The sequence below is a fragment of the Citrobacter sp. Cf132 genome, assembly GCF_030333885.1.
Lineage (GTDB): Bacteria > Pseudomonadota > Gammaproteobacteria > Enterobacterales > Enterobacteriaceae > Citrobacter > Citrobacter freundii.
In genome coordinates this window covers 99,595-124,393 of the sequence record NZ_JAOWFA010000052.1, presented here as the reverse complement: position 1 = coordinate 124,393, position 24,799 = coordinate 99,595, and the positions used below count along the sequence as shown (strand labels likewise).

24 protein-coding genes are annotated in these 24,799 nt (G+C 52.4%); 8 read left to right on the top strand and 16 right to left on the bottom strand.

Features of this window, described 5'->3' with window-relative positions; genetic code table 11:
* Positions 1-41 precede the first annotated feature (41 nt).
* From tnpC to OGV85_RS10660, 10 genes are all read right to left on the bottom strand, one after another.
* Complete coding sequence (gene tnpC / locus OGV85_RS10700) at positions 42-1,577, bottom strand: IS66 family transposase (RefSeq protein ID WP_016239903.1); 1,536 nt, start codon at positions 1,575-1,577, stop codon at positions 42-44.
* 49 nt (positions 1,578-1,626) lie between these two features.
* A complete protein-coding gene (gene tnpB, locus OGV85_RS10695; protein WP_000609174.1) occupies positions 1,627-1,974 on the bottom strand; it encodes an IS66 family insertion sequence element accessory protein TnpB in 348 nt (115 codons plus the stop codon).
* A complete protein-coding gene (locus tag OGV85_RS24420; RefSeq protein WP_050586387.1) occupies positions 1,971-2,303 on the bottom strand; it encodes a transposase in 333 nt (110 codons plus the stop codon). The genes tnpB and OGV85_RS24420 overlap by 4 nt, the downstream gene beginning before the upstream one ends.
* 81 nt (positions 2,304-2,384) lie before the next feature.
* Complete coding sequence (locus OGV85_RS10690; protein WP_286553528.1) at positions 2,385-3,446, bottom strand: STY4528 family pathogenicity island replication protein; 1,062 nt, start codon at positions 3,444-3,446, stop codon at positions 2,385-2,387.
* A gap of 18 nt (positions 3,447-3,464) precedes the next feature.
* Positions 3,465-4,004, bottom strand: a complete 540-nt coding sequence (locus tag OGV85_RS10685) for a DUF2857 domain-containing protein (protein WP_061548419.1) — start codon at positions 4,002-4,004, stop codon at positions 3,465-3,467.
* The gene (locus OGV85_RS10680) at positions 3,988-5,478 is read right to left on the bottom strand and encodes a ParB family protein (RefSeq protein ID WP_061548418.1); all 1,491 of its coding nucleotides are present in this window, start codon (positions 5,476-5,478) and stop codon (positions 3,988-3,990) included. The genes OGV85_RS10685 and OGV85_RS10680 overlap by 17 nt, the downstream gene beginning before the upstream one ends.
* Positions 5,475-6,830 (bottom strand): replicative DNA helicase, encoded by a 1,356-nt coding sequence (dnaB, locus tag OGV85_RS10675; RefSeq protein ID WP_061548417.1) that lies wholly within the window; start codon positions 6,828-6,830, stop codon positions 5,475-5,477. The genes OGV85_RS10680 and dnaB overlap by 4 nt, the downstream gene beginning before the upstream one ends.
* Positions 6,823-7,197: a hypothetical protein gene (locus OGV85_RS10670; protein ID WP_000823396.1), complete on the bottom strand. Its 375-nt coding sequence runs from the start codon at positions 7,195-7,197 to the stop codon at positions 6,823-6,825. The genes dnaB and OGV85_RS10670 overlap by 8 nt, the downstream gene beginning before the upstream one ends.
* Positions 7,194-8,078 (bottom strand): ParA family protein, encoded by an 885-nt coding sequence (locus OGV85_RS10665; RefSeq protein WP_044059532.1) that lies wholly within the window; start codon positions 8,076-8,078, stop codon positions 7,194-7,196. The genes OGV85_RS10670 and OGV85_RS10665 overlap by 4 nt, the downstream gene beginning before the upstream one ends.
* 135 nt (positions 8,079-8,213) lie before the next feature.
* Complete coding sequence (locus OGV85_RS10660; RefSeq protein WP_082804816.1) at positions 8,214-9,086, bottom strand: phosphorothioated DNA-binding restriction endonuclease; 873 nt, start codon at positions 9,084-9,086, stop codon at positions 8,214-8,216.
* Positions 9,087-9,282: 196 nt separating this feature from the next.
* On the opposite strand from OGV85_RS10660, the gene OGV85_RS10655 reads away from it, so the two are divergent.
* Entirely contained in the window at positions 9,283-9,609 is a 327-nt protein-coding gene (locus tag OGV85_RS10655; RefSeq protein WP_040230261.1) for a DUF1493 family protein, read from the top strand.
* Between the two features lie 218 nt (positions 9,610-9,827).
* Here OGV85_RS10655 and OGV85_RS10650 read toward each other — a convergent pair whose 3' ends face one another.
* The 4 genes from OGV85_RS10650 to symE all read right to left on the bottom strand — a co-directional run bounded on the left by OGV85_RS10650 (position 9,828) and on the right by symE (position 11,939).
* Positions 9,828-10,307 carry an Hcp family type VI secretion system effector gene (locus tag OGV85_RS10650; RefSeq protein ID WP_003031579.1) on the bottom strand — a complete coding sequence of 160 codons (480 nt, stop codon included), beginning with the start codon at positions 10,305-10,307 and terminating at the stop codon, positions 9,828-9,830.
* A gap of 2 nt (positions 10,308-10,309) precedes the next feature.
* Entirely contained in the window at positions 10,310-10,657 is a 348-nt protein-coding gene (locus tag OGV85_RS10645; RefSeq protein WP_048219801.1) for a hypothetical protein, read from the bottom strand.
* Between the two features lies 1 nt (position 10,658).
* Positions 10,659-11,333 (bottom strand): Ssp6 family T6SS pore-forming effector, encoded by a 675-nt coding sequence (locus OGV85_RS10640; RefSeq protein WP_048219800.1) that lies wholly within the window; start codon positions 11,331-11,333, stop codon positions 10,659-10,661.
* A gap of 243 nt (positions 11,334-11,576) precedes the next feature.
* A complete protein-coding gene (symE, locus tag OGV85_RS10635) occupies positions 11,577-11,939 on the bottom strand; it encodes an endoribonuclease SymE (protein ID WP_181522654.1) in 363 nt (120 codons plus the stop codon).
* Between the two features lie 778 nt (positions 11,940-12,717).
* Here symE and OGV85_RS10630 point away from each other — a divergent pair.
* The 3 genes from OGV85_RS10630 (at position 12,718) to pdxY (ending at position 16,412) form a co-directional block, all read left to right on the top strand.
* Positions 12,718-14,088, top strand: a complete 1,371-nt coding sequence (locus tag OGV85_RS10630; RefSeq protein WP_003837154.1) for a tyrosine phenol-lyase — start codon at positions 12,718-12,720, stop codon at positions 14,086-14,088.
* A 189-nt stretch (positions 14,089-14,277) separates the two neighbouring features.
* Positions 14,278-15,543 (top strand): aromatic amino acid transporter, encoded by a 1,266-nt coding sequence (locus tag OGV85_RS10625; RefSeq protein ID WP_003837156.1) that lies wholly within the window; start codon positions 14,278-14,280, stop codon positions 15,541-15,543.
* An 11-nt stretch (positions 15,544-15,554) separates the two neighbouring features.
* Positions 15,555-16,412, top strand: a complete 858-nt coding sequence (gene pdxY, locus OGV85_RS10620) for a pyridoxal kinase PdxY (protein ID WP_003837157.1) — start codon at positions 15,555-15,557, stop codon at positions 16,410-16,412.
* Between the two features lie 494 nt (positions 16,413-16,906).
* Here pdxY and OGV85_RS10615 read toward each other — a convergent pair whose 3' ends face one another.
* A complete protein-coding gene (locus OGV85_RS10615) occupies positions 16,907-18,460 on the bottom strand; it encodes an L-lactate permease (RefSeq protein WP_061548392.1) in 1,554 nt (517 codons plus the stop codon).
* A gap of 581 nt (positions 18,461-19,041) precedes the next feature.
* Between OGV85_RS10615 and OGV85_RS10610 the strand changes: the two genes are divergently transcribed.
* From OGV85_RS10610 to OGV85_RS10600, 3 genes are read left to right on the top strand one after another with little or no spacing between them, the layout of a single operon-like run.
* Complete coding sequence (locus tag OGV85_RS10610) at positions 19,042-19,761, top strand: (Fe-S)-binding protein (protein WP_003033252.1); 720 nt, start codon at positions 19,042-19,044, stop codon at positions 19,759-19,761.
* 10 nt (positions 19,762-19,771) lie between these two features.
* The gene (locus tag OGV85_RS10605; RefSeq protein ID WP_016149492.1) at positions 19,772-21,199 is read left to right on the top strand and encodes a LutB/LldF family L-lactate oxidation iron-sulfur protein; all 1,428 of its coding nucleotides are present in this window, start codon (positions 19,772-19,774) and stop codon (positions 21,197-21,199) included.
* Positions 21,192-21,887: a LutC/YkgG family protein gene (locus OGV85_RS10600; RefSeq protein WP_003837166.1), complete on the top strand. Its 696-nt coding sequence runs from the start codon at positions 21,192-21,194 to the stop codon at positions 21,885-21,887. Before OGV85_RS10605 ends, OGV85_RS10600 begins: the two co-directional genes overlap by 8 nt.
* Positions 21,888-21,936: 49 nt before the next feature.
* Here the strand turns inward: OGV85_RS10600 and gntP are convergent, their stop codons facing one another.
* Entirely contained in the window at positions 21,937-23,280 is a 1,344-nt protein-coding gene (gntP, locus tag OGV85_RS10595) for a gluconate permease GntP (protein WP_003033260.1), read from the bottom strand.
* A 259-nt stretch (positions 23,281-23,539) separates the two neighbouring features.
* Between gntP and uxuA the strand changes: the two genes are divergently transcribed.
* Positions 23,540-24,724, top strand: coding sequence for a mannonate dehydratase (gene uxuA, locus OGV85_RS10590; RefSeq protein ID WP_003837169.1), 1,185 nt, complete (start codon positions 23,540-23,542; stop codon positions 24,722-24,724).
* Positions 24,725-24,799 lie beyond the last annotated feature (75 nt).

Genomic DNA, 24,799 nt, shown 5'->3' with positions numbered 1-24,799 from the left:
GTAAGCGTGCAGTGAGAACCGTATTGACGAAGTGAAGCTGGTCAGGCAGGCAGAGTAACCCGCCACGGGAGCAGAGCACCCACCCGGTTCACAGGCCAGTCGGCGATGACATCAAGTACATAATGCAGATAGCGTTCCGGATCCACGCCGTTTAATTTGCACGTCCCGATAAGACTGTACAGTGACGCACCGCGCTCACCACCATGATCCGAGCCGAAGAACAGCCAGTTTTTTCTCCCCAGACTGACCCGTCGTAGGGCGTTTTCGGCAATGTTATTATCCACCTCCACCCAGCCATCTTCTGCATAGCGGATCAGCGCCGGCCACTGGTTCAGCGCATACCCGAACGCCTTCGCCAGTTCTGAGTGCCTTGAGAGGGTTTTCTGTTTCTCCCGCAGCCACCCCTCCAGTGACGCCAGCAGCGGCAGCACTTTTTGGTGCCGGACTGCCTGCCGTTCCTCTGCTCTTTTACCTCTGAGCTCCGACTCGATGGCATACAGCTCGCCGATCCGTTTCAGCGCCTCCTCCGTCAGGGCTGACGGGGTACGGACGTGAACATCGTGGATTTTTCGGCGGGCATGGGCCCAGCACGCGGCTTCCTTTATATGGCCGTCGCGGTAGAGCTCGTTGAACCCGGCGTAGGCATCAGCCTGCAGTACGCCACTGAAGCCTGCAAGATGGGTCTGAGGGTGGATACCTTTTCTGTCCGGGCTGTAAGCGAACCACACTGCGGGGGCCAGCGCTGATCCGGCGTTGCGGTCGTCTCGAACGTACGTCCATAAGCGCCCGGTCTTCGTCTTCTTATTGCCCGGCAACAGCACCGGGACAGGCGTATCGTCAGCATGGAGTTTGCCGTCGGTCAGGACATAGTGCTGAAGGGCTTCATCCAGCGGTGCCAGCAGACGACAACACGCATCCACCCAGCCCGACAGTACAGAACGACTCAACACTACACCCTGGCGGGCATAGATCTCCGACTGGCGATACAGCGGTGTGTGCTCTGCATACTTTGAGGTCAGCACTCGGGCCAGCAGCCCCGGTCCGGCGATCCCCCGTTCGATGGGGCGCGAAGGAGCCGGGGCCTGAACGATGCGATCGCACCGACGGCAGGCATGCTTTTCACGGACTGTCCGGATAACCCGGAAGGCGCTGCGCATCAGCTCCAGCTGTTCGGCGGCATCCTCACCCAGGTAACTCAGCGAACCACCGCACTCCGGGCAACACGGCTCAGTCGGCAGCAGCCGCTTCTCATCCCGTGGGAGTGACTCAGGGAACGGTTTGCGGGTGCGGGTCTGACGCAGCGGGCGCTGCACTGCCGGGTCATCCACCCGGCCGGTCAGCGTATCGCTTTCCTGCTGCAGCAGGTTCAGGTCAGCTTCCATTTGCGCGATACGGCGGGATACCTTTTCGGAACGACTGCCGAAGTTCATCCGGCGCAGCTTATCCAGTTGCGCCTGCAGATGGTCTATTTCGCGTTCCCGGTTGCTCAGCTTTTCCTGCAGGGCGTGGATCAACGCTTCCTGTTCGGCCAGGCGCTGTTTCAGCAGAAGGATGTCGTCAGAAGAGGTATCGTTCATAAGCCTGTATTTTACCAGGCTTATTCTGCGACAACCAGGATAAAGAGCGCTACAACATGGTCAGGGATGTCAGTAACCGCTTTGGCTGTCGCCAGTCGATACCTTCCATCAGCATCGCCAGTTGCGCCGGCGTCAGGAACACTTTGCCATCGCGGGCTGAGGGCCAGGCGAAGCGACCACGTTCCAGTCGCTTTGTCAGCAGGCACAGACCATCGCCGGTGGACCAGAGCAGTTTTACCTGACTGCCGCTGCGTCCCCGGAAGATGAAGACGTGGCCGGACATCGGGTCATCTTTCAGCGCGGTCTGCACCTTTGCGGCGAGGCCATTGAAGCCGTTGCGCATATCGGTGATACCGGCAACCAGCCAGATTTTTGTGCCTGCGGGAAGATTTATCATACCGGCCCCCGCATCAGTTCGCGCAGGACAGTGCTCATGAGTTCAGCAGAGGGATGAGTCAGTGTTATTTCTCCTCCCCGACATTTTATGTGGCAGGTAGCGGGAGGAGAGCAGGATGGTAGTTCGAAGGTTGGGAGAGAAGAGCCCGCCTGAAGCTGCACGGGTATCAGGGCAGGAAGCGACGATGAGTTTTTTCGGGGCCGACAGACCCGCCCTTCACGCTGCCAGAGCCTTATCCATTTAAAGAGCAGGTTATCATTGACGTCATGTTTCCGGGCCAGTGCGGCAATACTGCCTTCTTCTTCAAGAGCCAGCCTGACCAGTTCCATTTTGAATTCAGGGGAATAGTGTTTCCGGGGAAGTCTTTCTTTAGCGCGCATGAGGTGTCCACCTGCAAAATAAGTGGGTGCTTAAGTTACAGGATCCTGGATTCGGGACCAGACGGTACTCAGACGACGCTTACCTTTGCCGCGCCGATACTGATTAAACTCACCATCCTGCGCCTTGCGCAGTGTTGCCAGCAGGTAGGCGAGTGGGTTTTGTATGCCGCCACGGGCAACGCGTTGAGCTGCGTCATCAAGCACGTCCTGGCGCAGCGGAGACGGCAGGTTCTGCATAGCCTGCAAGACAAGCTGTTTTTCAGGATGGGTTAACGGAATTTCCGGCGGCCAGTTCGGCGGTGAGTCGTTCGCGCGCGCGGTAGTACTATTACAAAGATCTGTAGGTACAGTACGTACAGGAGCCCGGTACTGATTTGAGACTAAGCCGTCAGGCCCCGGTTTCCGGCTTAGTCTCGTTTCGGTACCAAGTGAAATTTTGCCTGGTACCGTATTGAGACTGGACGTTTCTGGCTTAGTCTCCTCAGGAGACTGGCGCTGCTGCCAGCGGGCGCGTTCTTCCAGCAGTTCTATACGTGATGATAAATAGCGCAGGTTGGTGTCCTGGCGAATGCCGTACAGAATGCCTTGCGCAGTGGCGCGGATGGATTTGTTTTCATGTCGCGAGCACTGCTCCAGCAGATGAAGATAGCTGGCATCAAAGCGTACAGCATCCAGTACGCTCAGCGGTTCATCGTGCAGCGCATAGACATTCCCTAAGATACGCCCGGATACCCGATCCCGCGCCTTATGGCACAAGCTGAGCCAGCGCGTCAGGCGTAGCATCAGCAATGCCCGGCTGACGGTACTGCGCGAGGCTTTTTCATCCTGCGGGCGATTAGATAGCTGCACCTGTAATTCGCTGTAGGAGGGGAACACCGCGCCGCCGTTGTCCTGTGCCTGCATCCGGATCACCTGCCAGGCGAATTTATCTCTGGGCGATAACAGTGGATCCTGCAACAGGCGACGCGGAACCGTGTCATGCTGATTGCCCATAAACAGCAGGCTATCGGAAGCGGTTCCCGGATCCTTCAGCATTCGTTGCTGGAGTTTGTCGCCGGTCATAGCGATCAGCGCCTGGATATACGGTGTCATGATCTTCCCCTATGTCACTCAGCTTTTTTCCCACTGCCGGATCATATTCCAGACCACGGTTAGTGATAGCGAACGTTCCTGTGCCAGCAGCATCATGGCTTCCAGCGCTGGGATGGAGTCGATGTTATCGACTTTGATCTCCTGCCAACGGTTCCAGAGCGCGGCTTCTTCTTTTTCGCCGGGAGCCTGGTTGCGCCCCTGACGCACATGGATCCCCATCAGCCGACGACGGGCGCTGATTTCAGCAGTCGATATCCCGAAGTAGTGGCTGATTAACGCTATTGAACCGCCAAGCTGTACCGCCTGGCCGACCAGTTGCTGGAATTTTTGTTCCTGGCGTACCTGAACCAGCATTTTGCGCAGCACGTCATGGTTGATGGTGATTTTCAGGAACTGCGCTGAGGTGTTGCCCATGTGCATCAGTTCTTCAAAGGTCAAGGCGTTCAGTTCGTTCAGCTCCTCCCGGTCAAAGCCCAGCGCTTCGCAATAGCGGACATTGCCGTCCTTCAGGGCCTGTATCACCTGTGACAAAACGGCCTGATTAATCGTCGGCAGCATGTTGTGCCTCCTGCTGAAATTCTTTGATCCGGCGGACAATACGGATCAGCCGGAATGCTTTAATAAGGAATTCATCGCTGAAGAAGAAGCCGTCTGCACCGTGTTGAAAAAAGAGCGTAGGCGTCAGCGCGGCGGCCAGATCTTCCGTCAGCGGGATCTCATTGAGTGCCGCCAGCAGCGCCCAGCAGGCGCGGGACTGTGGCCGGGTGAACATGGGGTGATCTGATGCGAATGGCATCACCTGGAAGCCAATGCCATTTATGTCGGCGTCAGAAATCACCCGATCATCGATGGCGTAATGTTCAGCCAGATCCCACGCCAGGCGATCGCTGGCCGATCGTAAGGACTCCGTGGTATCCCACAGTTGTGGGATGCGCCAGATATCCGTAACGGGTTCGGTCCCTTCACACAATAGCGATGGCGCTTCTTCTGGTTCATGCAAAGGAGCAGGCGCTGGCGAACCACTGTCCTCTTCCTCTGCTTCAGGTTTACGCCTGCGCGTTATCGGGCGTGGCTCGGGTTCTTCCGGTGGAACATAAGGCGGTGGTTCAGGTGTAGGGCCGAGCACGGCCTGACGTTTTTGCTCGGAGGGATCGACGTCCAGCAACAGCAGGTTGTAGTCAACGTTCAGTTCCTGGCTCATCAGCCCCAGCAGCTCATCCTGTACCCGCTCGATGGCGAAGTCTTCAGGCTGTTCGTTGAACAGCGACAGCGCGGAGGAAAAGAGATTATCAAAGGAACCGGTATCTTCAGCTTCGTGACGCTGCCAGAGATGTAATGATGCCGCCCGCAATGACAGCAGCTTTTCCACCTGCGAGCGGCCCATTCCTGCGTAAAGCACCTCGGGGATGCAGGGCAGCAGGTATTCCAGTGCCTGCTCCATTCGGCTGATGTGCGACTGGTTGATGGGGTAGCCGTCGTTCTTCAGATGCTCCGCCAGTTCTCGTTGCGAAAGCTGGCATTTTTCCACCTGCTGGTACAGTTCCCGCGCCTTGTTGATCCCCAGCGCCCGCTCGATGAAGCTGAGTTTGCCGTGCATATCGTTTTCCGCCAGATGGCCGATCAGGCATCGCAGTTCGCCCAGCATGGGTTGATCGGATGTACCGGCCCACGGCTTGTACAGACACTGAATGCGCCAGAACCGTTCGTCATGCGTTTCGCGCCACAGTTCGTTGAGGATCGACAGGCGGGTATTGCCGCCGTTGGCGATGATGAACCACTCCTGATCGGGACGGCGGGTGATTGGCGGTGGCGTGTCCAGTCCACGATGACGGATCGATTCCTTAATGTCGTCATAGCTGGGGTTACGCATCAGTCGCGGATTGAGATCGTAAGGACGGAGTTGCTCCAGCGTGACGATCATCGAGGTTTCCATCAGCGGATCGGCAAATCTTTCATCAGGCGATCTTCCCCGATCAAAATTGCCCTGTAGCAGGCGGGACTGGAGTTCCGTCGAAGTCAGTTTGTTGTTCATGACCCCACTCCCTGCTGGCTGAGCGATTCGAAGCGGGTTTGATCGCTGATAAAGCGGGTTCGTACTGTGCCTATCGGGCCATTGCGCTGTTTGCTGACAATGACTTCAGCGATACCTCGATCCAGCGTGTTGGGATCGTACAGTTCGTCGCGATAGAGGAATAAGATCACGTCGGCATCCTGCTCGATAGAACCGGAATCGCGCAGATCGGCATTGCAGGGGCGTTTATTAAGGCGCGATTCCAGCGCCCGGTTAAGCTGCGACAGCGCCAGCACTGGGCAATTTAGTTCCTTCGCCAGCGCTTTTAGCGAGCGGGAGATCGTTGAGATCTCCTGATTGCGGTTCTCCGAGCCGCCGCAGCGCATCAGTTGCAGGTAATCGACCACGATCAGCGAGGGAATTCCGTGCTGGCGCAACGATCGTCTGGCCCGGCTGCGTAACAAGGATGGCGTGAGGATCCCGGAATCGTCGAGCAGCAGGCGATCTTTCCATTCGTTCATCAGGATGCTGGCACTGATGCCAATCTGCTGCCAGTCGTCATCACTCAGATCGCCACTGCGTAGCCGGGTTTGCGAGACGAGGCCAATCAGAGAAACCAGCCGCAGCAGTAGCTGCTCTGCCGACATTTCCATGCTGTAGATTTGTACTGGCTGGGTGGGGAGGAGCATTAGCGCGTTGGCGCACAGCGTCAGGGCGAAAGCGGTTTTGCCGACGGAGGGGCGAGCGGCGGCGATAATCAGGTCGGCAGGCTGGAAGCCGCATGTCAGGGCATCGAGCTGTTCCAGCCCGGAAGGCGTGCCGCTGAGGCTGCCACGTTCAGCCTCGTAGCGCTGGGCGATACCTGCCAGCACGTTGTCAAAGCAGGCGTTGATGTCGGTCAGGCCGCCGTCCTGATGCGACTGCGCAATGGCAAACAGCTTTTGTTCGGCAAAGTTCAGTACATCGGCCACATTGCTGCGCGGCTGGCCTGCCATATCGCTCAGTTCATTGCCTAATAACAGCAGCTGGCGCAGTTCGCCGTAGCTGGCAATATATTGTGCGTAGGGAATGATATTGGCGGCGCTGGGCGTGTTTTTTGACAACTCCGCCAGATACGCGAAGCCACCCACCTGTTCGAGCTGCTCCTGCTGTTCCAGCGATTCGCTCAGGGTGATCAGGTCGATGGGATTTCCCTGTTCGACCAGGGTTTGCATATGGGAATAAATCGTCCGGTGCGCGGAGATGAAGAAGTCCTGCGCGGAAATCTGCGTGGCGACGTCATCCCAGCGATCGTTATCCAGCATCAGTCCACCAAGTACCGATTGTTCCGCCTCGACGGAGTGGGGTGGTTGTGGCCGTTTGCGCTTACTCATCCCGATTACCCTCCTGACAGGCCAGAAAAGCCTCCCACAGCCGTGTTTGTTGATGCGGCGGCAGCAGTAATAGCGGTAAATCACTGGAGTAGAGCGGCTTATTGTTGGACCAGCCGATTTCAAATAGCGGCCAGTCTCTGGGGGACGTCAGTGAACCGGACGTATCCCGTAGCTCGTTCTCATCTTCCAGGTTGTAGCAGTCCACTTTTTCTGGCGGGATATGCCAGAGCAGGGACATTAACACCGGCAGGGTTTCCCGCGCTTCTTCACGGTCGGCGGCTTCAAAGAACACAATCACTTCATCGTCTTTCTCGAAGGGATGCTGGGCGTAATAAGAGCAAAATGCCCGCCAGATTTTCCGTTTCATGCGATACCCTCCATCTGCTGATGGGGCAGGGCGAGAAATTGCGGGAACAGTTCTTTAGCCAGCATCTGCATGGTTTCAGCCGCGCAGGGTGTTGCCCGTCCTTTTGGTCTAGCCGCATCCAGCCGATGTACCGGCATTCCCAGTGATGCCGCCCGGCGATAGGCCACACTGGCGTAAACCGGCGTCATCAGGATTTCGGTGGGCACCAGAAGCTCCTGTTCCTTCTGCTTGTGCTGGAGAACCTGAAGCAGATTGTGGTGAATTTCGCGGGCATCGTTAGTGTGGTCGAGCTTGTTGATTACCGCCTTTAGCGGCGGCAGCGGGATGCCGTAGCGGGTGAAGGGCTGGAGATCCCGGTACATTTGCAGCGTGCCTCGCAGGAACTCGCGTGCGGAGAGCATTTCCGGCAGTACCGGGGAGATAATAAGGTCGCTGGCTAACAGCACCATTTCCAGCGCGATGGTACGTGCGCCAATGGTATCGATCAGAATGACGTCATAGCCGGTTATCTGGCGCACGAGATGACGCAAGCGGATCACGCCATCCGGCGCGGCCTGAAGCAGGCTCATCAATTCGCCGCGCGGATCGTTAGAGATGATGATATCCAGTCCGGGAATGGAAGTGTGCGAGATGATGATGGCTGGATCCAGCTCGTTTTGCGCGATAAGCTCGTAGATCCCGCCGGGGGCTTCATTATCAAGAGGGTAATAGCTGCTGAGCGTCGGCTGTCGGATATCGGCGTCAATCATCAGGACTTTCAGCCCTTGATCGGCCAGGTAGCCGCCGAGGTTTGCCGTATCGGTGGTTTTCGCCACGCCACCTTTGGTGGAGAGGATGGCGGCAATTAGTGTAGGTAAATCAAGTGCATCTGCGTTTTTCATAACCAGTGCCTTTTTCGTTGTCTGAAAAGGACTTCACTGTAAAAACGCTGATTTGTTAGTAGGTTAAGTTACCCGATCGCTTTGATTCAAAATCAACCGTAGAAATACGTGCCGGTTCGAGTCCGGCCTTCGCACTCACCCTCTAAACACCTCTTTCCTGTGCCATTCCACAAACCCTTCTTTTGGATAATTCTCGCGTATCATCGGTAGAGCAATCTCCTTCCCGTCGAAATCCCAGAACAGTCTGCCAACAATGCCGCTGCCATTCACTGCGGTGGACACCTGAACCCGCATACTTTCATCCAGCCCAATCGAACCTTTATCAAAGGCTTTATGGTGGATTGCACACAACGCCAGGCCGTTTGAAATCTCACACGGGCCGCCGTGCTGTTTCCATTTGATATGGGCGGCTTCCAGGGCGACTGAGGTGCTGTCGTGGCGCATATTGAAGCCACAAATGGCGCATTCATAGTTATAGGCACGCAGAACCTGCTGGCGGAACAATGGATCCCGCTGTTTGCGGATTTGCAGGATATCAAATCCCAGTTCATCCGCGATCTCTTCCTGGATGCTTTCGGTGAAGTGCGCCTCGAGGATTTGCTGGGCCAGGGCGTTGATGAGGCTCTTGCTCTTTTTCAGCAGGGCAAAATGCTGTTCATCAAAACCTCCGGTAACGTTGTGCGACACCAGTTCTCCGGCAGGAGGCTGTTTGCTGCTACCGGATGTTGAACAGTGCTCGGCGTTTTGTAGCTCCCAGAACCCATCTCCCTGTAAGCGCCAGAAAGGCATATCCGGGCGGTATTGCGCGCGCTGTGGTCCAAATCGCTCCAGCAGACTATGCAACGGGTCGCGAACTTCCGAACCGTAGTCAAACAGGCGACCGTGACCCTGCTGATAACCGGCCAGCACATGAAGCAGCAGCAGGGGCTTGTGCGGCGCACGCTGCTCGCCTTTACGCCAGATGGTGATGTCGGCAATCGCCTGTTGCAGGGTTTTACTGGAAGTCATTGATTTCATTATCAGGTAAATAATTGCGATGATGCTCGCAAAATATCACCTGATCAAGCAAAGACGGGTTGATGCGCTACCGACATCACTTTTATGTTTTCTGAAAAACACATACGCCATGGCGTTTACCGTTCCCCAAACTGGAGACGCAGGAGTACAATAAGTAAGCAAATTATTGCATATCGAAGGATCTTTGATGGTGAAGGATAACGAGGTATTGGAATTTTTTCGGGGGGAGTTATCTCTCGCGGTAACGTTTACTTTCAAGCTTATCCCGATTGAACTTGATACGCCGCTGCAAGGTTACGCTGAATGGGATGAATTACCGTATGCCATTGAAGATTTTGGAGAGAAATATAACGTTGAGGTTTCAGTCATTGATTTCGAAGCCTATTACCCCAGGGAAAGAGAATCGGTCTATCGAAAGTGGTTTACGAAAGAACCCATCAAACAAGTGTCAAAACCGCTTACTGTGCGTATGTTCGCAGAATCAGCCAGAGCAGGTCACTGGTTATATGATTGACTGTATGCTTACAGAGGATACTGACGCAATTAGATGTTGATTGCATCGACAAAATCTGGGAAATAATTATACGAAGAATAATGGCAGTATCAGTTTACTCAAAAGTTTTGGTGGTGTATCTCGCTGTTTATTTGAGAGGAATGACCTCGTTTGTTCATAAAACGTATGCTTTCACCACCAGCACATTCTTTCTGTGCTGGTGAAATACTCAATGGCAGTTACGAAATTACTCTGTGATTCCAGGCATCCTTATAAATGATATTTCCATCGCAGTGCTTCCATGTAATAGCCTCATATCTTAGCTGAATAGTTTCATTGTGGGTTCCTGTTCCCGAACCGGGGAATAAATTTGGTGTGATTCCTGTCACTTTTACATTTTCTAAAATGATATTGAAATATTCACTTTCAATACCAACCTCTAGAGTTTGATACATTTTTATTGTGGCTGATTTTAATGTCTGGCTTTCACTTAACGCTTTATACAAAAGGGGCGTTGTTTTATCAAACTCCTTCTGTATTGTAATCGGCGCGTGCACACGCGTTCCTGTCAGTCTACCTGTATTTCCATCTACAGGGACAGACAGGTGATGAGTGACTGCTTTCAGTTCAATAGCACCAATGCGTCCAGCGACTTGTGAGCTTCCCATTACGGGGGAGCCATTTGCATCGGTTAACCACAGATAGGCTGGGTTTGACATGATTAGTCCTTATCTATATTTATACGGGAAGGGAAATAAAGCATGATGAGAATCCAAACGAATGTTCCAATAATTTTTATGGGCCAGGGTTCAAGAAAAGCGAAACAGGCGAGGCCTCCTGCGATTAGCAATGGACCGGATAATAGATCAAGAACTCCCCCCATCAGGTGTATCTTTGTTGGTAAGAACCTATTGGCTATAAAGGCGATAATATAAGCGCTTACAACGATGATAATAATGGCAAGGATTTTATCCTGCCATGAATCGAATTCGATGAGAGAAATTAAACAAAGGGTGGCAACATACCCACAAAACAATGAATTTATTATTAGGGTGATAATTTTTTTCATGTTACCAGTCCTTAGACTTACCGTTTAAATGTTCTCCCACTAACTCAATTATTTTTATAAAAGTAGGTTTGCCTTCTGTATATCCAGCATGTATAGCATCAACGAAAGGTTGTACTGCATCAATGAAAAGGAAATAAAGAAGATCGTAGTCATGAGGCCTTAATAACTCGTATATCTCGGGTGCATCTGTACTGAGGCCATCCGATGTCCTGATAGAACGTTCGGTCATACCTCCCAATAAAAGGAAGGTGCTTAACAGTGTTATGGGATTACCTTTACCCTTAAAGACAACATAAGTGAAAGATGTTTTTTCGATAACGGCTTTCGCAATGTTTGAGGCGATTGTATTTGCAATAATCCTTCCTGCTATAGATGTAATAACGGTTCTGTATATTTTATCTTGTGCCTGTTCGGATAAGAAATTGTTAAAAAGATGAAAGATGCGAGAAACAGCATTGACGATATTCTCATAATTTAGAATGTCATTTTTTATGGCTGTCATGATGCGAATACGTTCTGTTTCTCGTTTAAATCTGCTGTCTGTATCAAAGACACCGTAAATCATATATCCATAATCTAAAGGAACAGACAGGCCACCATTGATAAGTCCTGTGACTGTATCAGGTGAAATGATAATGTTATAGATCCTTCTTGCAATGCCTTCTATATCGGCCATGGCAATCCTTTAATAAAATAAGATGGCTAGAAATGAAAGCATGTAAATAACAAAAATAGATGGTGAAATAGTTGACCTGAGTAACAGTTTCTCAAATAACATTAAGAATATCGACATTGGTTATTAATTAGAGATATTAATTCTTGAGCTAAATATTCTAGTGCTGATATAAAAAATCATATGAAAATGCTTCCTCAAAAAAGGCGCCCCGCAGGCGCCTCAATGACAATCACAATTACAATCTCACCCCTTCAACGCTTTCCCCGCAATCACCCCGATAAACTCCAGTACCTGCTTTTGCTTACGCGCGGAGAGCTTTTCCACGGCGCGCAGGGATTTCATCAGTTCTGACTCTTCGGGGTCGGCGGTGCGGGCGGTTAATACGATGCAGCCTTGCATTACGCGAACATCAACGTCGGTGCCGGTATCGAATCCGGCGGCTTTCAGCCACTGGCCCTTCATCACAATGGACGGAAACCGGACGAACTTCACCGGAATACGGCTGTAATCAGGATAACGGCTCGCATAACCCACCTTCAGGCGGCGGTTATCTGCGGCGTGGGCTTCTGGATCAAATGAAACTGCAATACAATGCGTATCAGTCATGATGGCTATTCTCGTGAAATAGTTACTGTGATTAGCGATGTGCAGGTGTTGGCGCACCTTCGCATCGCGCTAATAAAACCCCTGTAAATTACGCCAGTATCCTGGGGGAAGTCCAGATGTAAATAAGATGAAATAAGCGCGAATAGCACGCTTTCGGAATAAATAGAAAACGCCTTCACCCCAATAAATCCGGTATTATTCACCGTATAAATCCATTCTCATCCAATCCGCCAAATACCTGCCATTTCCAGAAAATAATGCTCCTCTGCATCTGGCCAAAAATGCGATCTCACTCACTGAAGCAAATAGTAAACTCTGAAACAACATCGTTTTGTACACTTTGCTTTACACTTTTAGTGATGTAAATCACAAATATCACTCCGTGAAGTGATCCGACTCTCACAAAATGGCGTGTACTCATTCACCAATACATTATGAGAACAGCCTGGAAAGTTATGTTTTCAGTATTTCCACTCTCCGCAGACACACTACGACGAATGGCAAATCGAAACGCAAAAAAAAACTTGTTGAATATTAACGGGTAAAAAAATGACGTGTGATTTGCATCACTCACATTTACAGCTTTTTAAATTATTGCCAGTGATTAATGTTGACCGGGCTATTTCCATAATCAATCAAATCTTGCATAGTGCCTCCACATTATTTCTCCCCCTGACTCAGGAGGCGAATAGTTATATTTCATCAGGATTTGTTGATGAACCAGGTATGATTTACTTCACATTAATACGTACATGACCACTGTTACTGGAGAAACAAAATGAATTATCCGGCAGAACCCTTCCGTATTAAAAGCGTTGAAACTGTATCTATGATCCCGCGTGATGAGCGCCTCAAGAAAATGCAGGAAGCGGGTTACAATACTTTCCTGTTAAATTCGAAAGATATTTATATTGACCTGCTGACAGACAGTGGCACTAACGCAATGAGCGACAAGCAGTGGGCCGGAATGATGATGGGTGATGAAGCGTACGCGGGCAGTGAAAACTTCTATCATCTGGAAAGAACCGTGCAGGAACTGTTTGGCTTTAAACATATTGTTCCGACTCACCAGGGGCGTGGCGCAGAAAACCTGTTATCGCAGTTGGCTATTAAACCTGGGCAATATGTTGCCGGGAATATGTATTTCACTACCACCCGTTATCACCAGGAAAAAAATGGTGCGGTGTTTGTCGATATCGTTCGTGACGAAGCGCACGATGCCGGTCTGAATATTGCGTTTAAAGGTGATATCGATCTTAAAAAATTGCAAAAGCTGATTGATGAAAAAGGCGCAGAGAATATTGCGTATATCTGCCTGGCGGTAACGGTTAACCTCGCTGGCGGGCAGCCGGTCTCCATGGCGAACATGCGTGCGGTGCGTGAACTGACAGAAGCGCATGGCATTAAAGTGTTCTACGACGCTACCCGCTGCGTAGAAAACGCCTACTTTATCAAAGAGCAAGAGCAGGGCTTTGAGAACAAGAGCATCGCCGAGATCGTGCATGAGATGTTCAGCTACGCCGACGGTTGCACCATGAGTGGTAAAAAAGACTGTCTGGTGAACATCGGCGGCTTCCTGTGCATGAACGATGACGAAATGTTCTCTTCTGCCAAAGAGTTAGTCGTGGTCTACGAAGGGATGCCATCTTACGGCGGCCTGGCCGGACGTGATATGGAAGCCATGGCGATTGGCCTGCGTGAAGCCATGCAGTACGAATATATTGAGCACCGCGTGAAGCAGGTTCGCTACCTGGGCGATAAGCTGAAAGCCGCTGGCGTACCGATTGTTGAACCGGTAGGCGGTCACGCGGTATTCCTCGATGCGCGTCGCTTCTGCGAGCATCTGACGCAAGATGAGTTCCCGGCACAAAGTCTGGCCGCCAGCATCTATGTGGAAACCGGCGTGCGCAGTATGGAGCGCGGAATTATCTCTGCGGGCCGTAATAACGTGACCGGTGAACACCACAGACCGAAACTGGAAACCGTGCGTCTGACTATTCCACGTCGTGTTTATACCTACGCACATATGGATGTCGTGGCTGACGGCATTATTAAACTTTACCAGCATAAAGAAGATATTCGCGGGCTGAAGTTTATTTACGAGCCGAAGCAGTTGCGTTTCTTTACTGCACGCTTTGATTACATCTAAAAAATAGTTATGGCCCCATCACGTGATGGGGCTTTTTTGTATTCCTTTTCCATGAACAGGAAGCCTTTGCGGTGCCCGTTACCGTGACATAACTAAAAAAAGTAAACCCTGACTCCGACATTTTTATTATCCGCATGATGTACAAATGACAGCTGTAATTATAACGAATAGTCTACAGGAACATTTATCATGGATATTAATGCCATTGAGCGACAGAGTAGTACCCCCGGACTGATTAGCGGAACCATGTTGGTTATCGCGACCGTAGTGGGTGGCGGGATGTTCTCCCTGCCGATTGCGATGGCCGGCGTATGGTTCCCCGGTGCGTCTGTTATTCTTCTATTTATCGCCATCATGATGTTATTAACCGGTCTGATGCTGGTCGAAGTTAACCTACATTATGGCGCCGGTGCCAGTTTTAATACTTTTACTCAGGATTTATTAGGCCGGAAGTGGAATATCGTGGTGGGTATCGCTTTCGGCTTTGTGCTGTATATTCTGACCTATGCCTATATCTCCGGTTCGTCGGCGGTGATGGCGCAAACCGTGTTCAAATACAGCGGTGTGCGCTTTCCGGCGAATATCTCGGTGGTGATCGTCAGTATGCTGGTCGGCGCGATTGCCTGGTATAGTTCCTTGCTGGTCGGACGCATCACTACCGTGCTGATTATCGGTAAGTTTGTGGCGTTCTTTGCCACGTTCTCCGGGCTGATTGGCCATATCGAAGTGGCAAAACTCATCGACAGCGTGGCGGTGGCGTTGCCCAATTCGCAGTATCTGCCGTACATCCTGATGACGCTGCCGTTCTGCATCATCTCGTTTGGTTTTCACGGTAACGTGCCAAGCCTGGTTAAACTGTATGGCACAAGCGGAGTCTCGAATATTACGCGTTCGATTATCATCGGTACGCTGTTTGCTCTGCTGCTGTATATTTTCTGGCTGGGCGTGACGATGGGTAACATCAGCCGTTCCTCATTCCCGCCGATTATCGCCAAAGGCGGCAATATCGATGTGTTTGTCGAGGCCATCAGCGGGCTGTTCACCAGCCGATATATGGATCTGATCCTCACCTTTTTCGGCAACTTCGCAGTAGCCAGTTCCCTGCTGGCGGCGACGCTTGGCCTGTTCGATTACATCGCTGACCTGTTTCACTTCCCGGACGACGGCATGGGTCGCCTGAAAACCGCGCTGGTGACCTACTTCCCGCCAGCCGCCGTGTGCTTCTTCTTCCCGAACGGTTTTGTGCACGCGATTGGTTACGCTGGTTTGGCCTTTACCATCTGGAGCGTGATCCTGCCGCCGTTCCTGGTGAAAGCCGCGCGGAAACGTTTCCCGACCGCCAGCTATACCGCGCCCTGTAATAACACCGTGCTTAACCTGGTGATTGTCTGCGGAGCGGTTGTCTATCTGACGGTTGTTCTGGACGTATTTGGTCTGCTGCCAACGTTTCGTTAGACGGAGTCAAAATGAAAAACGTGTTGTCTGTTCAGTCGTCGGTTGTTTATGGCTATGCCGGAAATAAAGCCGCTGTGTTGCCGATGCAGCTCTCGGGGATCGATGTCTGGCCGTTTTACACCGTACAGTTTTCCAACCACACCCAATATGGGATGTGGCAGGGCATGGCGATGCCGCACGGCGAGCTGAGCGCGATCATCAGCGGGTTGGATGACCTGCAAAAGCTGGCGCAATGCGATGCCGTATTGTCTGGGTATCTTGGAGATAAACGCCATTGTGAAGAGGTGAAGCACGCGGTCACCACCATTCGTCAGCGTAATCCGCAGGCGCTCTATTTTTGCGATCCGGTAATGGGCGACCCGCAAAAAGGCTGCATTGTCGCGCAGGGAGTGGAGTCATTTTTTGTCGATGACGCCATTCAGCTGGCCGACATGATGGGACCGAATCTCTATGAGCTGGGCGTGCTGACGGGCAGACAACTGCGTAGTTTTGACGAGGTGGTGGAAGCGGCGCGGCAGCTGGTGTCGTGGGGCGTAAAGAAGGTGCTGGTGAAGCATCTCGGCGACTGTTCGCGGGACAAACAGGCGTTTGAAATGCTGCTGGTGACGCCGGAACAGACGTTACACATTGCCCGGCCGCTGTATACCTTTGCCAAAATGCCGGTCGGCGTTGGGGATCTGATTTGCAGCGTGATGCTGGCCTCACTGCTCAATGGCTATGAGGACAAGCAGGCACTGGAGCGGACCACCAGTGTTGTTGACGCGGTAATGCGGCTGACGAAAGAACATGATTCGTATGAACTGCGGCTGATTGACGCGCGCCACCAGATTATGGACCCACAGGTTCGCTATCAGGCAACGGTGATCTGACGCCGCAAGGGGGCTCTGTGTTTCTGACATTGCTGAGGTTTCAGCATCCGCTGGTCTACCGTTTTGCATGGCTTCGTATTTGGGTTGTGATGTTAAGAGCGTGCGGACTGCGTAAGAGAAAGGGGTGAACATTTTACGCTGCTGCCGGATGCGGCTAGCGCCTTATCCGGCCTACAAATGAGCGTGAAACGCAGGCCTACAAATGAATGCGAAACGTAGGCCTGATAAGCGAAGCGCCATCAGGCATAAGTGCCCAATATTACACGCGGAAGTAGCGTGGTGGAATCAACGCGGAAAAGGCGTCGAACTTCTTCACCATCTTTTTCCAGAACAACATAACAACAATCCTCGATTTGAAACATCGGCGCTATTTTAGTCAGCGCCGACAAATCGTAAAGTCTGTCGCCTCGTTCCGTTTCCGGGGAGGTGTAAACCTTTTTGGTCACCGCGTCGTCAAATACGGTTGCCGCAAATTTGACGGGGTTGACAATGGCTTACGCCATAAACCAGTAATAAAAGAGGCCAACCTTTAAGCCGAGGATCACGATATAGGCGCAGCAGTATTTCATGGTGCCAGACATGATCTGGTTGGCCTGACCGTCCATTTTTGTGGCGGATACCGCGATGGCGATGCTTTGCGGCGAAATCATTTTCCCGCCCGTTGCGCCAGAAGTGTTGGCCGCTGCCAGCCAGTTGGGATCGATATGCAGTTTGCTGGCGGCAATGGTTTGCAGTTTTCCGAACAAAATGTTCGAGTTGGTATCGCTGCCGGTAACGAACGTGCCCAGCGCGCCAATCACCGGGGCGAGGAAGACGTACGAGCTGCCGGTCAGATCGACAATCGACTGCGCCAGCGTGGAGATAATCCCGCTGAGATCCATCACCGTGGCCAGCGCGACGATCGCCATAATTGCGACGATAGAGTTTTTAAGCTGGAAAATCGTTTTGATAAATACTTCCAGCATCCCGCGTGCGGACGCTCCCTGAATAAAACCACCGATAATGGTCGCAAAGATGATCAGCATCCCTGGTGTGGTCACCCATTCAACTTTCAACGCCATCGTTTTGCCGTCAGCCAACGTGAAATGTAGCACCGAGGCCAGTTGTGAGGCTGCGCCTTTTATCGTCGGGAAAAGCGGCGAACACATCAGGATAAACACAAAAATAAACAGATAAATAGAGCCAACTCGGAACAACACTTTTGCCGAGCGCGGCGTGGTTTCGCGGGTATGGCTGACTTCAATTCGCCACTCGGGATCGGTTTTCCCTTTGCGCAGGCGGCTAACCATCGCCACGGCAAACAGGCTGACCAGGCTACCGGCAAAGGCGGGTAATTCAGCACCGAGATGAATAGCGACACAATACTGCGGAACCAGCGTGGTAATACCGCAAATCAACGTGATCAGAAATACGCCGCGAATGGCTTTCAGGCCGCCGCCAATAATGCAGACAATCACAAACGGCAGCAGGATATTAAACAGCGCGAGCTGCAGAATAATGGTTCCGCCTAAGGTATAAACCGGTAGGTTAACCTGTTCTGCCAGAATAGAAACCGGGATCCCGACCGCGCCGAATGCAGTGGGAACGGTATTTGCCACCAAAGAGGCAATTGCCGCCTTCAGCGGATTGAAACCCAATGCGATAAGAATACCGATCGGAATGGCGACCGCTGTACCATAACCCGCCGCGGCTTCAAGAAATCCACCAAAGCACCATGAAATCAGCAGCACCTGAATACGCTTATCTTCGCTAATACTGGCGAGAATATCGCGCAGAATATCCAGCGCTTTGGTCGCCTGCATGACGTTATAACTGAAGATAGCACCGAGGATCACAATCACAATCGGCCATAATCCCTTCAGCGCGCCATAGCCTATCGCGGCTTTCAGATTTTGTACGGGCATTTCCCAGAATATTGCCGATAGTGCAGCGGTGAATACCAAAGAGATCAGTACTGAATAATGGATGGGCATTTTCAATTTCAATATTAAAAATACCATCAGTAGTAACGGAGAGAGTGCCAGGGCAAACATAAAATATTCGTTCATTGCTATTCCCAATTGGTTCATTAAACCTGATTTATATTTATGGTGGGGAGGCTACATTGCTGTTCTAATAAAGTATGCAAACTGAATCGCTTCAGTGAATAAAGTAATTATGATTTGTGGTTTTGTAACTATTGTAATCTTTTAATTAAAATCCAATGCCGGGTAAATATACTTAAGTGCCGATTAAATACCTATAAGTAGTTATTTAATAAACTTTTTGATAATGGTAGTGACAACAGTGGTAATCACCTGAAACTGTTTTCTAAGGTGTTAATAACGCTGTGGTTTCCAATATAAAAATGTGAGCGAGGCCGAAATAAATAAACCAGGGTATTGCATGTGCGAGTCGATTAGGGGATTATTTGGTTTTGTCATACAAATGAAAATACAGACATTTGCGATTGTCCTGATATAAGAAGAGGAGAGTCGTCATCAAAGGAAAACGATCAGAGCATCACCATGAACCCAGGTATTGGTAAAACCAGCAAACAGAAAAACTGGGCATGAAATACGAATGAACATTTGTTTGATATCGCGATATCAAGCGCAATAAACAGAAATGAAGCAATGGAGTAGTTATTGTGAATGTAAATTTCTTTGTTACCTGTATTGGTGACGCACTGAAATCACGGATGGCACGAGACTCCGTATTGCTGCTGGAAAAACTGGGTTGTCGCGTTAATTTCCCCGAGAAGCAAGGGTGTTGCGGTCAGCCAGCCATCAACAGCGGTTACATCAAAGAGGCGATCCCCGGGATGAAAAACCTGATCGCCGCGCTGGAAGACAACGACGATCCGATTATCTCCCCGGCAGGCTCCTGCACCTACGCGGTAAAAAGCTACCCGACGTATCTGGTGGATGAGCCTGAATGGGCGCTGCGCGCCGAGAAGGTTGCCGGACGTATGCAGGATCTCACCTCTTTTATCGTCAACAAACTGGGCGTGGTGGACGTGGGTGCCAGCCTGCAGGGCCGCGCTGTGTATCACCCTTCCTGTAGCCTGACCCGCAAACTGGGGGTGAAGGAAGAGCCGCTCACGCTGCTGAAAAACGTGCGCGGACTGGAGTTGTTGACGTTTGCCGATCAGGACACCTGCTGCGGCTTTGGCGGGACGTTCTCGGTCAAGATGGCCGAGATCTCCGGCGAGATGGTGAAAGAGAAAGTTTTACATCTGATGGATGCGAAGCCGGAGTTTTTGATTGGCGCTGACGTCAGCTGCCTGCTGAACATTGGTGGCCGACTGCAACGCGAAGGCCAGCCGGTCAAAGTGATGCATATTGCTGAAGTGCTGATGAGCCGCTGAGGGGAAAGAGATGTCGATAAAAACCAGCGATGTAGAATTTAAACTGCGCATTCGTCAGCAGATCGAAGATCCGATCATGCGCAAAGCCGTGGCCAACGCGCAGGAGCGTATTGGTGCGAATCGGCAGAAAATGGTTGATGAGCTAGGCCACTGGGAAGACTGGCGCGATCGTGCCAGCCAGATCCGCGACCACGTTCTGAGCAACCTCGATGCTTACCTGTATCAACTTTCCGAGAAAGTGACGGAAAACGGCGGCCACGTCTATTTCGCCAAAACCAAAGAAGACGCCACCCGCTATATTCTGCAGGTTGCGCAGAGTAAAAATGCGAAGAAGGTGGTGAAGTCCAAGTCGATGGTGACCGAAGAGATCGGTGTCAACCATGTGCTGCAGGATGCCGGAATTCAGGTGATCGAAACCGATCTCGGCGAATATATCCTGCAGTTGGATCAGGATCCGCCTTCGCACGTTGTGGTCCCGGCTATTCATAAAGATCGCTATCAGATCCGCCGCGTGCTGCATGAGCGTCTGGGGTATGACGGCCCGGAAACCCCGGAAGCCATGACCTTGTTCATTCGCCAGAAGATCCGCGAGGATTTCCTCAGTGCCGAAATCGGTATTACCGGCTGTAACTTTGCCGTGGCGGAAACCGGCTCTGTTTGCCTGGTGACCAACGAAGGTAACGCGCGCATGTGTACCACGCTGCCGAAAACGCACATTGCGGTGATGGGCATGGAGCGTATCGCGCCGACCTTTGCCGAGGTGGATGTGTTGATCACCATGCTGGCGCGCAGCGCCGTGGGCGCACGCCTGACGGGCTACAACACCTGGCTGACCGGCCCACGCGAGGCGGATAACGTCGACGGCCCGGAAGAGTTCCATCTGGTGATTGTCGATAACGGCCGCTCGCAGGTGCTGGGCTCAGAGTTTCGTGATGTGCTGCGCTGCATCCGCTGCGGGGCTTGTATGAACACCTGTCCGGCGTACCGCCACATTGGCGGACACGGTTATGGTTCTATCTATCCCGGCCCTATCGGCGCGGTGATCTCTCCGCTGCTCGGCGGCTATAAAGATTTTAAAGATCTGCCATACGCCTGTTCATTATGCACGGCCTGTGACAGCGTTTGTCCGGTTAAGATTCCGCTGTCAAAACTGATCCTGCGTCATCGCCGGGTGATGGCCGAGGAGGGCATTACGCCGAAAGCCGAGCGACGGGCGATCAAAATGTTCGCCTACGCCAATAGTCATCCTGGGCTGTGGAAAGTCGGGATGATGGCGGGCGCACATGCGGCGAGCTGGTTTATCAATGGCGGCAAAACGCCGCTCAAGGTTGGCGCGATTGGTGACTGGATGGAGGCGCGCGATCTGCCTGATGCCGACGGCGAGAGCTTCCGTAGCTGGTTTAAGAAACATCAGGCGCAGGAGAAAAAGAATGGATAACCGTACCGCGTTTTTAAATACCATCGCCCAGGCGCTGGGTCGCCCGCTGCGCTTCGAACCGCAAGCGGATGTCGCACCAGTTAACAACTATGCTAACGAGCGCCTGACCGAACTTAGCCCGCAGCAGCGCTGCGATGCATTTGTCCAGTTTGCCAGTGAAGTGATGCTGGCTCGCTGTGAGCTGACTCGCGAGGACCAGGCCGCAGACGCGGCGCTCCGTCTGTGCGAAGAATTGGGTCAGCAGCCGGTGGTGCTGAGCGGCGACAGCCGGCTGGCGGCGCTGGGCATTACCGAACGCTTGCAACAGGAATGCAACGCCGTGGTCTGGGATCCGGCGCGTGGCAGCGAAAATATTACCCAGGCCGAAAAGGCGAAAGTGGGCGTGGTGTATGCCGAGTATGGCCTGACCGAGTCCGGCGGCGTGGTGCTGTTTTCCGCGCCGGAGCGCGGGCGTTCCCTGAGCCTGTTGCCGGAATCCTCAATTTTCGTGCTGCGTAAAAGCACTATCCTGCCGCGCGTGGCGCAACTGGCGGAAAAACTGCATCAGAAGGCGCAGGCCGGTGAGCGTATGCCATCGTGCATTAACATCATTAGTGGGCCCAGCTCGACGGCGGATATTGAGCTTATCAAGGTGGTTGGGGTGCATGGCCCGGTGAAGGCGGTGTATCTGATTATTGAGGATTGTTGAGGCAGGATGGATAACCGCTCTGGCGCTGCGGGCCAGAGCGGTATCGACGTTATGCAATCATGCTGATGATCAATACGATAATCAGGCCAACCACGGAGTTCACCAGCTCCAGCAGACCCCAGGTTTTCAGCGTATCCTTCACCGACAGGTCAAAGTAGCCTTTGAACAGCCAGAACGAGGCATCGTTGATATGGGTCAGGGTGTTGGAGCCCGCCGCCGTTGCCAGTACCAGTAGCGCCGGATCGACGCCCACCAGTTGACCGGTTGCCGGGTCGAGAATGGCGGCGCTAATAATCCCTGCAGCCGTCATGGCTGAGACTACGCCCTGACCCGTTGCCAGACGAATCAGCACGGTTATCAACCACGCCATGATGTACGGAGAAATATTGCCGTGCGACATCAGCATACCGATGGTATCGCCAATGCCGGTATCAATAATGGTCTGCTTCAGTACACCGCCCGCGCCGATGATCAGGATCACCATGGCGATGCTTTTCACCGCGTTTTCAAAGGCATTCATCACCCATTGCATGTCGTGACCACGCGCGGTACCAAACAGCACGAAGGCGACAACCATAGCGATAAACATTGCAATCGGTGAAGAGCCTAAGAAGTTGACCACTTCCCACGCCTGCGTCCCTTTCACCAACCAGATGTTGGCGATGGTGGTGGAGATCATGATGATCGCCGGGATCAGCGGCACCAGGATAGAAACACCGAAGGATGGCAGGTTATTCTGGTCAACCGGTACGTCGGCCTTCATGAATGACGGCGTTGGGCGATCGAGGTTGCCGAGGAATTTCGGCAGGATAAGCCCGGCGCAGATCACGCTCGGAATGGTCACCAGAATACCGTAGATGTAAACCATGCCCATGTCCGCACCGTAGGCGTTAACCAGCGCCACCGGACCCGGCTGCGGTGGGAACAGCGAGTGGGCGGTGGTGGCGGCGGCAACGGCAGGAATCGCCAGCTTGAGGAACGGGATCTTCGCTTCTGCAGCAATGACGATCACCAGCGGCGCCAGCATAATGAATGCCACTTCATAGAACATCGCCAGGCCGAAGATCAGACCAATAATGATTACCGACAGCTGCACATAGCGCAGGCCGAGGCGCGCCAGCAGCGTATGGGCAATCTGATGCGCCGCCCCGGAATCAACCATCAGCTTACCGATGACCGCCCCGAATACCACGATAATCGCCAGTTCACCCAGCGTGCTGCCAAAGCCGGATTTCATGGTGTGCAGCAGCTCCATTAAATCCATACCCGCCAGCATACCGACCGAGAGCGCCGCCAGCAGCAGGGCGACCATCGAGTTTATTTTGAATCTTAGATTGAGCACCAGCATCAGACCGATGCCGAATACGACCCACAGAATATTGAGAACGTGCATATAACGTCTACCTTTATTGGTTGAACTATTATGATTTTGGTTGAGATGTTACATATATTGGTTAACCATTGATGCGATGAATGTCACATTGCGTTACATGTTTACATTCTTACTGAGCAACATGGCCGTAAAATGGCGATCTCAATAGAATAAATCGTGATTTGGTTAACCAATTTTAAGCTTCAGGTTGACATGTCATACCAAAAGGAGGAATTTATGTGCCATATCGTCGAGTCCATAACGTAACGAGGAATAAAACATGGAACAGACATGGCGCTGGTATGGTCCTAACGATCCGGTCACCTTAGCGGATGTACGTCAGGCGGGTGCCACAGGCGTTGTCACCGCCTTGCACCATATCCCGAACGGGGAAGTGTGGACGGTTGATGAGATCCTAAAACGCAAAGCCATTATTGAGCAGGCGGGCCTGGTCTGGTCGGTCGTCGAAAGCGTGCCGATCCACGAAGACATTAAAACCCGTTCCGGCAACTATCTGCAGTGGATCGCCAACTACCAGCAAAGCCTGCGTAACCTGGCTCAGTGCGGTATTCGTACCGTGTGCTACAACTTCATGCCGGTTCTCGACTGGACCCGTACCGACCTGGAATACGTTCTACCGGACGGCTCCAAAGCGCTGCGTTTTGACCAGATTGAGTTTGCCGCCTTTGAGCTGCATATCCTCCAGCGTCCGGGCGCGGAAGCGGACTACACCGCCGAAGAGATTGCTCAGGCAAATGAACGCTTCGCCACCATGAGCGATGAAGACAAAGCGCGTCTGACCCGCAACATCATCGCCGGTCTGCCGGGTGCGGAAGAGGGCTACACCCTCGACCAGTTCCGCCAGCATCTTGCGCGCTACAAAGATATCGACAAAGCCGCGCTGCGTGAGAATTTCGCCGTCTTCCTGAAGGCGATTATTCCGGTGGCGGAAGAAGCTGGCGTACGCATGGCGGTACACCCGGACGATCCGCCGCGCCCGATCCTTGGCCTGCCGCGCATTGTTTCCACCGTGGAAGACATGCAGTGGATGGTCGATACGGTCAACAGCATGGCGAACGGTTTCACCATGTGCACCGGCTCCTATGGCGTGCGGGCGGACAACGATCTGGTCGACATGATCAAACAGTTTGGCCCACGCATTTACTTCACCCATCTGCGCTCCACGCTGCGTGAAGATAACCCGAAAACCTTCCATGAAGCGGCGCATCTTAATGGCGATGTCGACATGTACGAGGTGGTGAAAGCGATCGTTGAAGAAGAACAACGCCGTAAAGCCGAGGGTAAAGAGGATCTGATCCCGATGCGTCCGGACCATGGCCACCAGATGCTGGACGATCTGAAAAAGAAAACCAACCCAGGCTACTCCGCGATTGGTCGCCTGAAAGGGCTGGCGGAAGTGCGCGGCGTTGAGATGGCTATCCAGCGCGCTTTCTTTAGCCGCTAAAGCGAGTTGCCGGCCACCTGTCTGGCCGGCTTTTTCTTTTCTCATCCGTTGGCCTTTCAACGGGTTCTGGAGTTC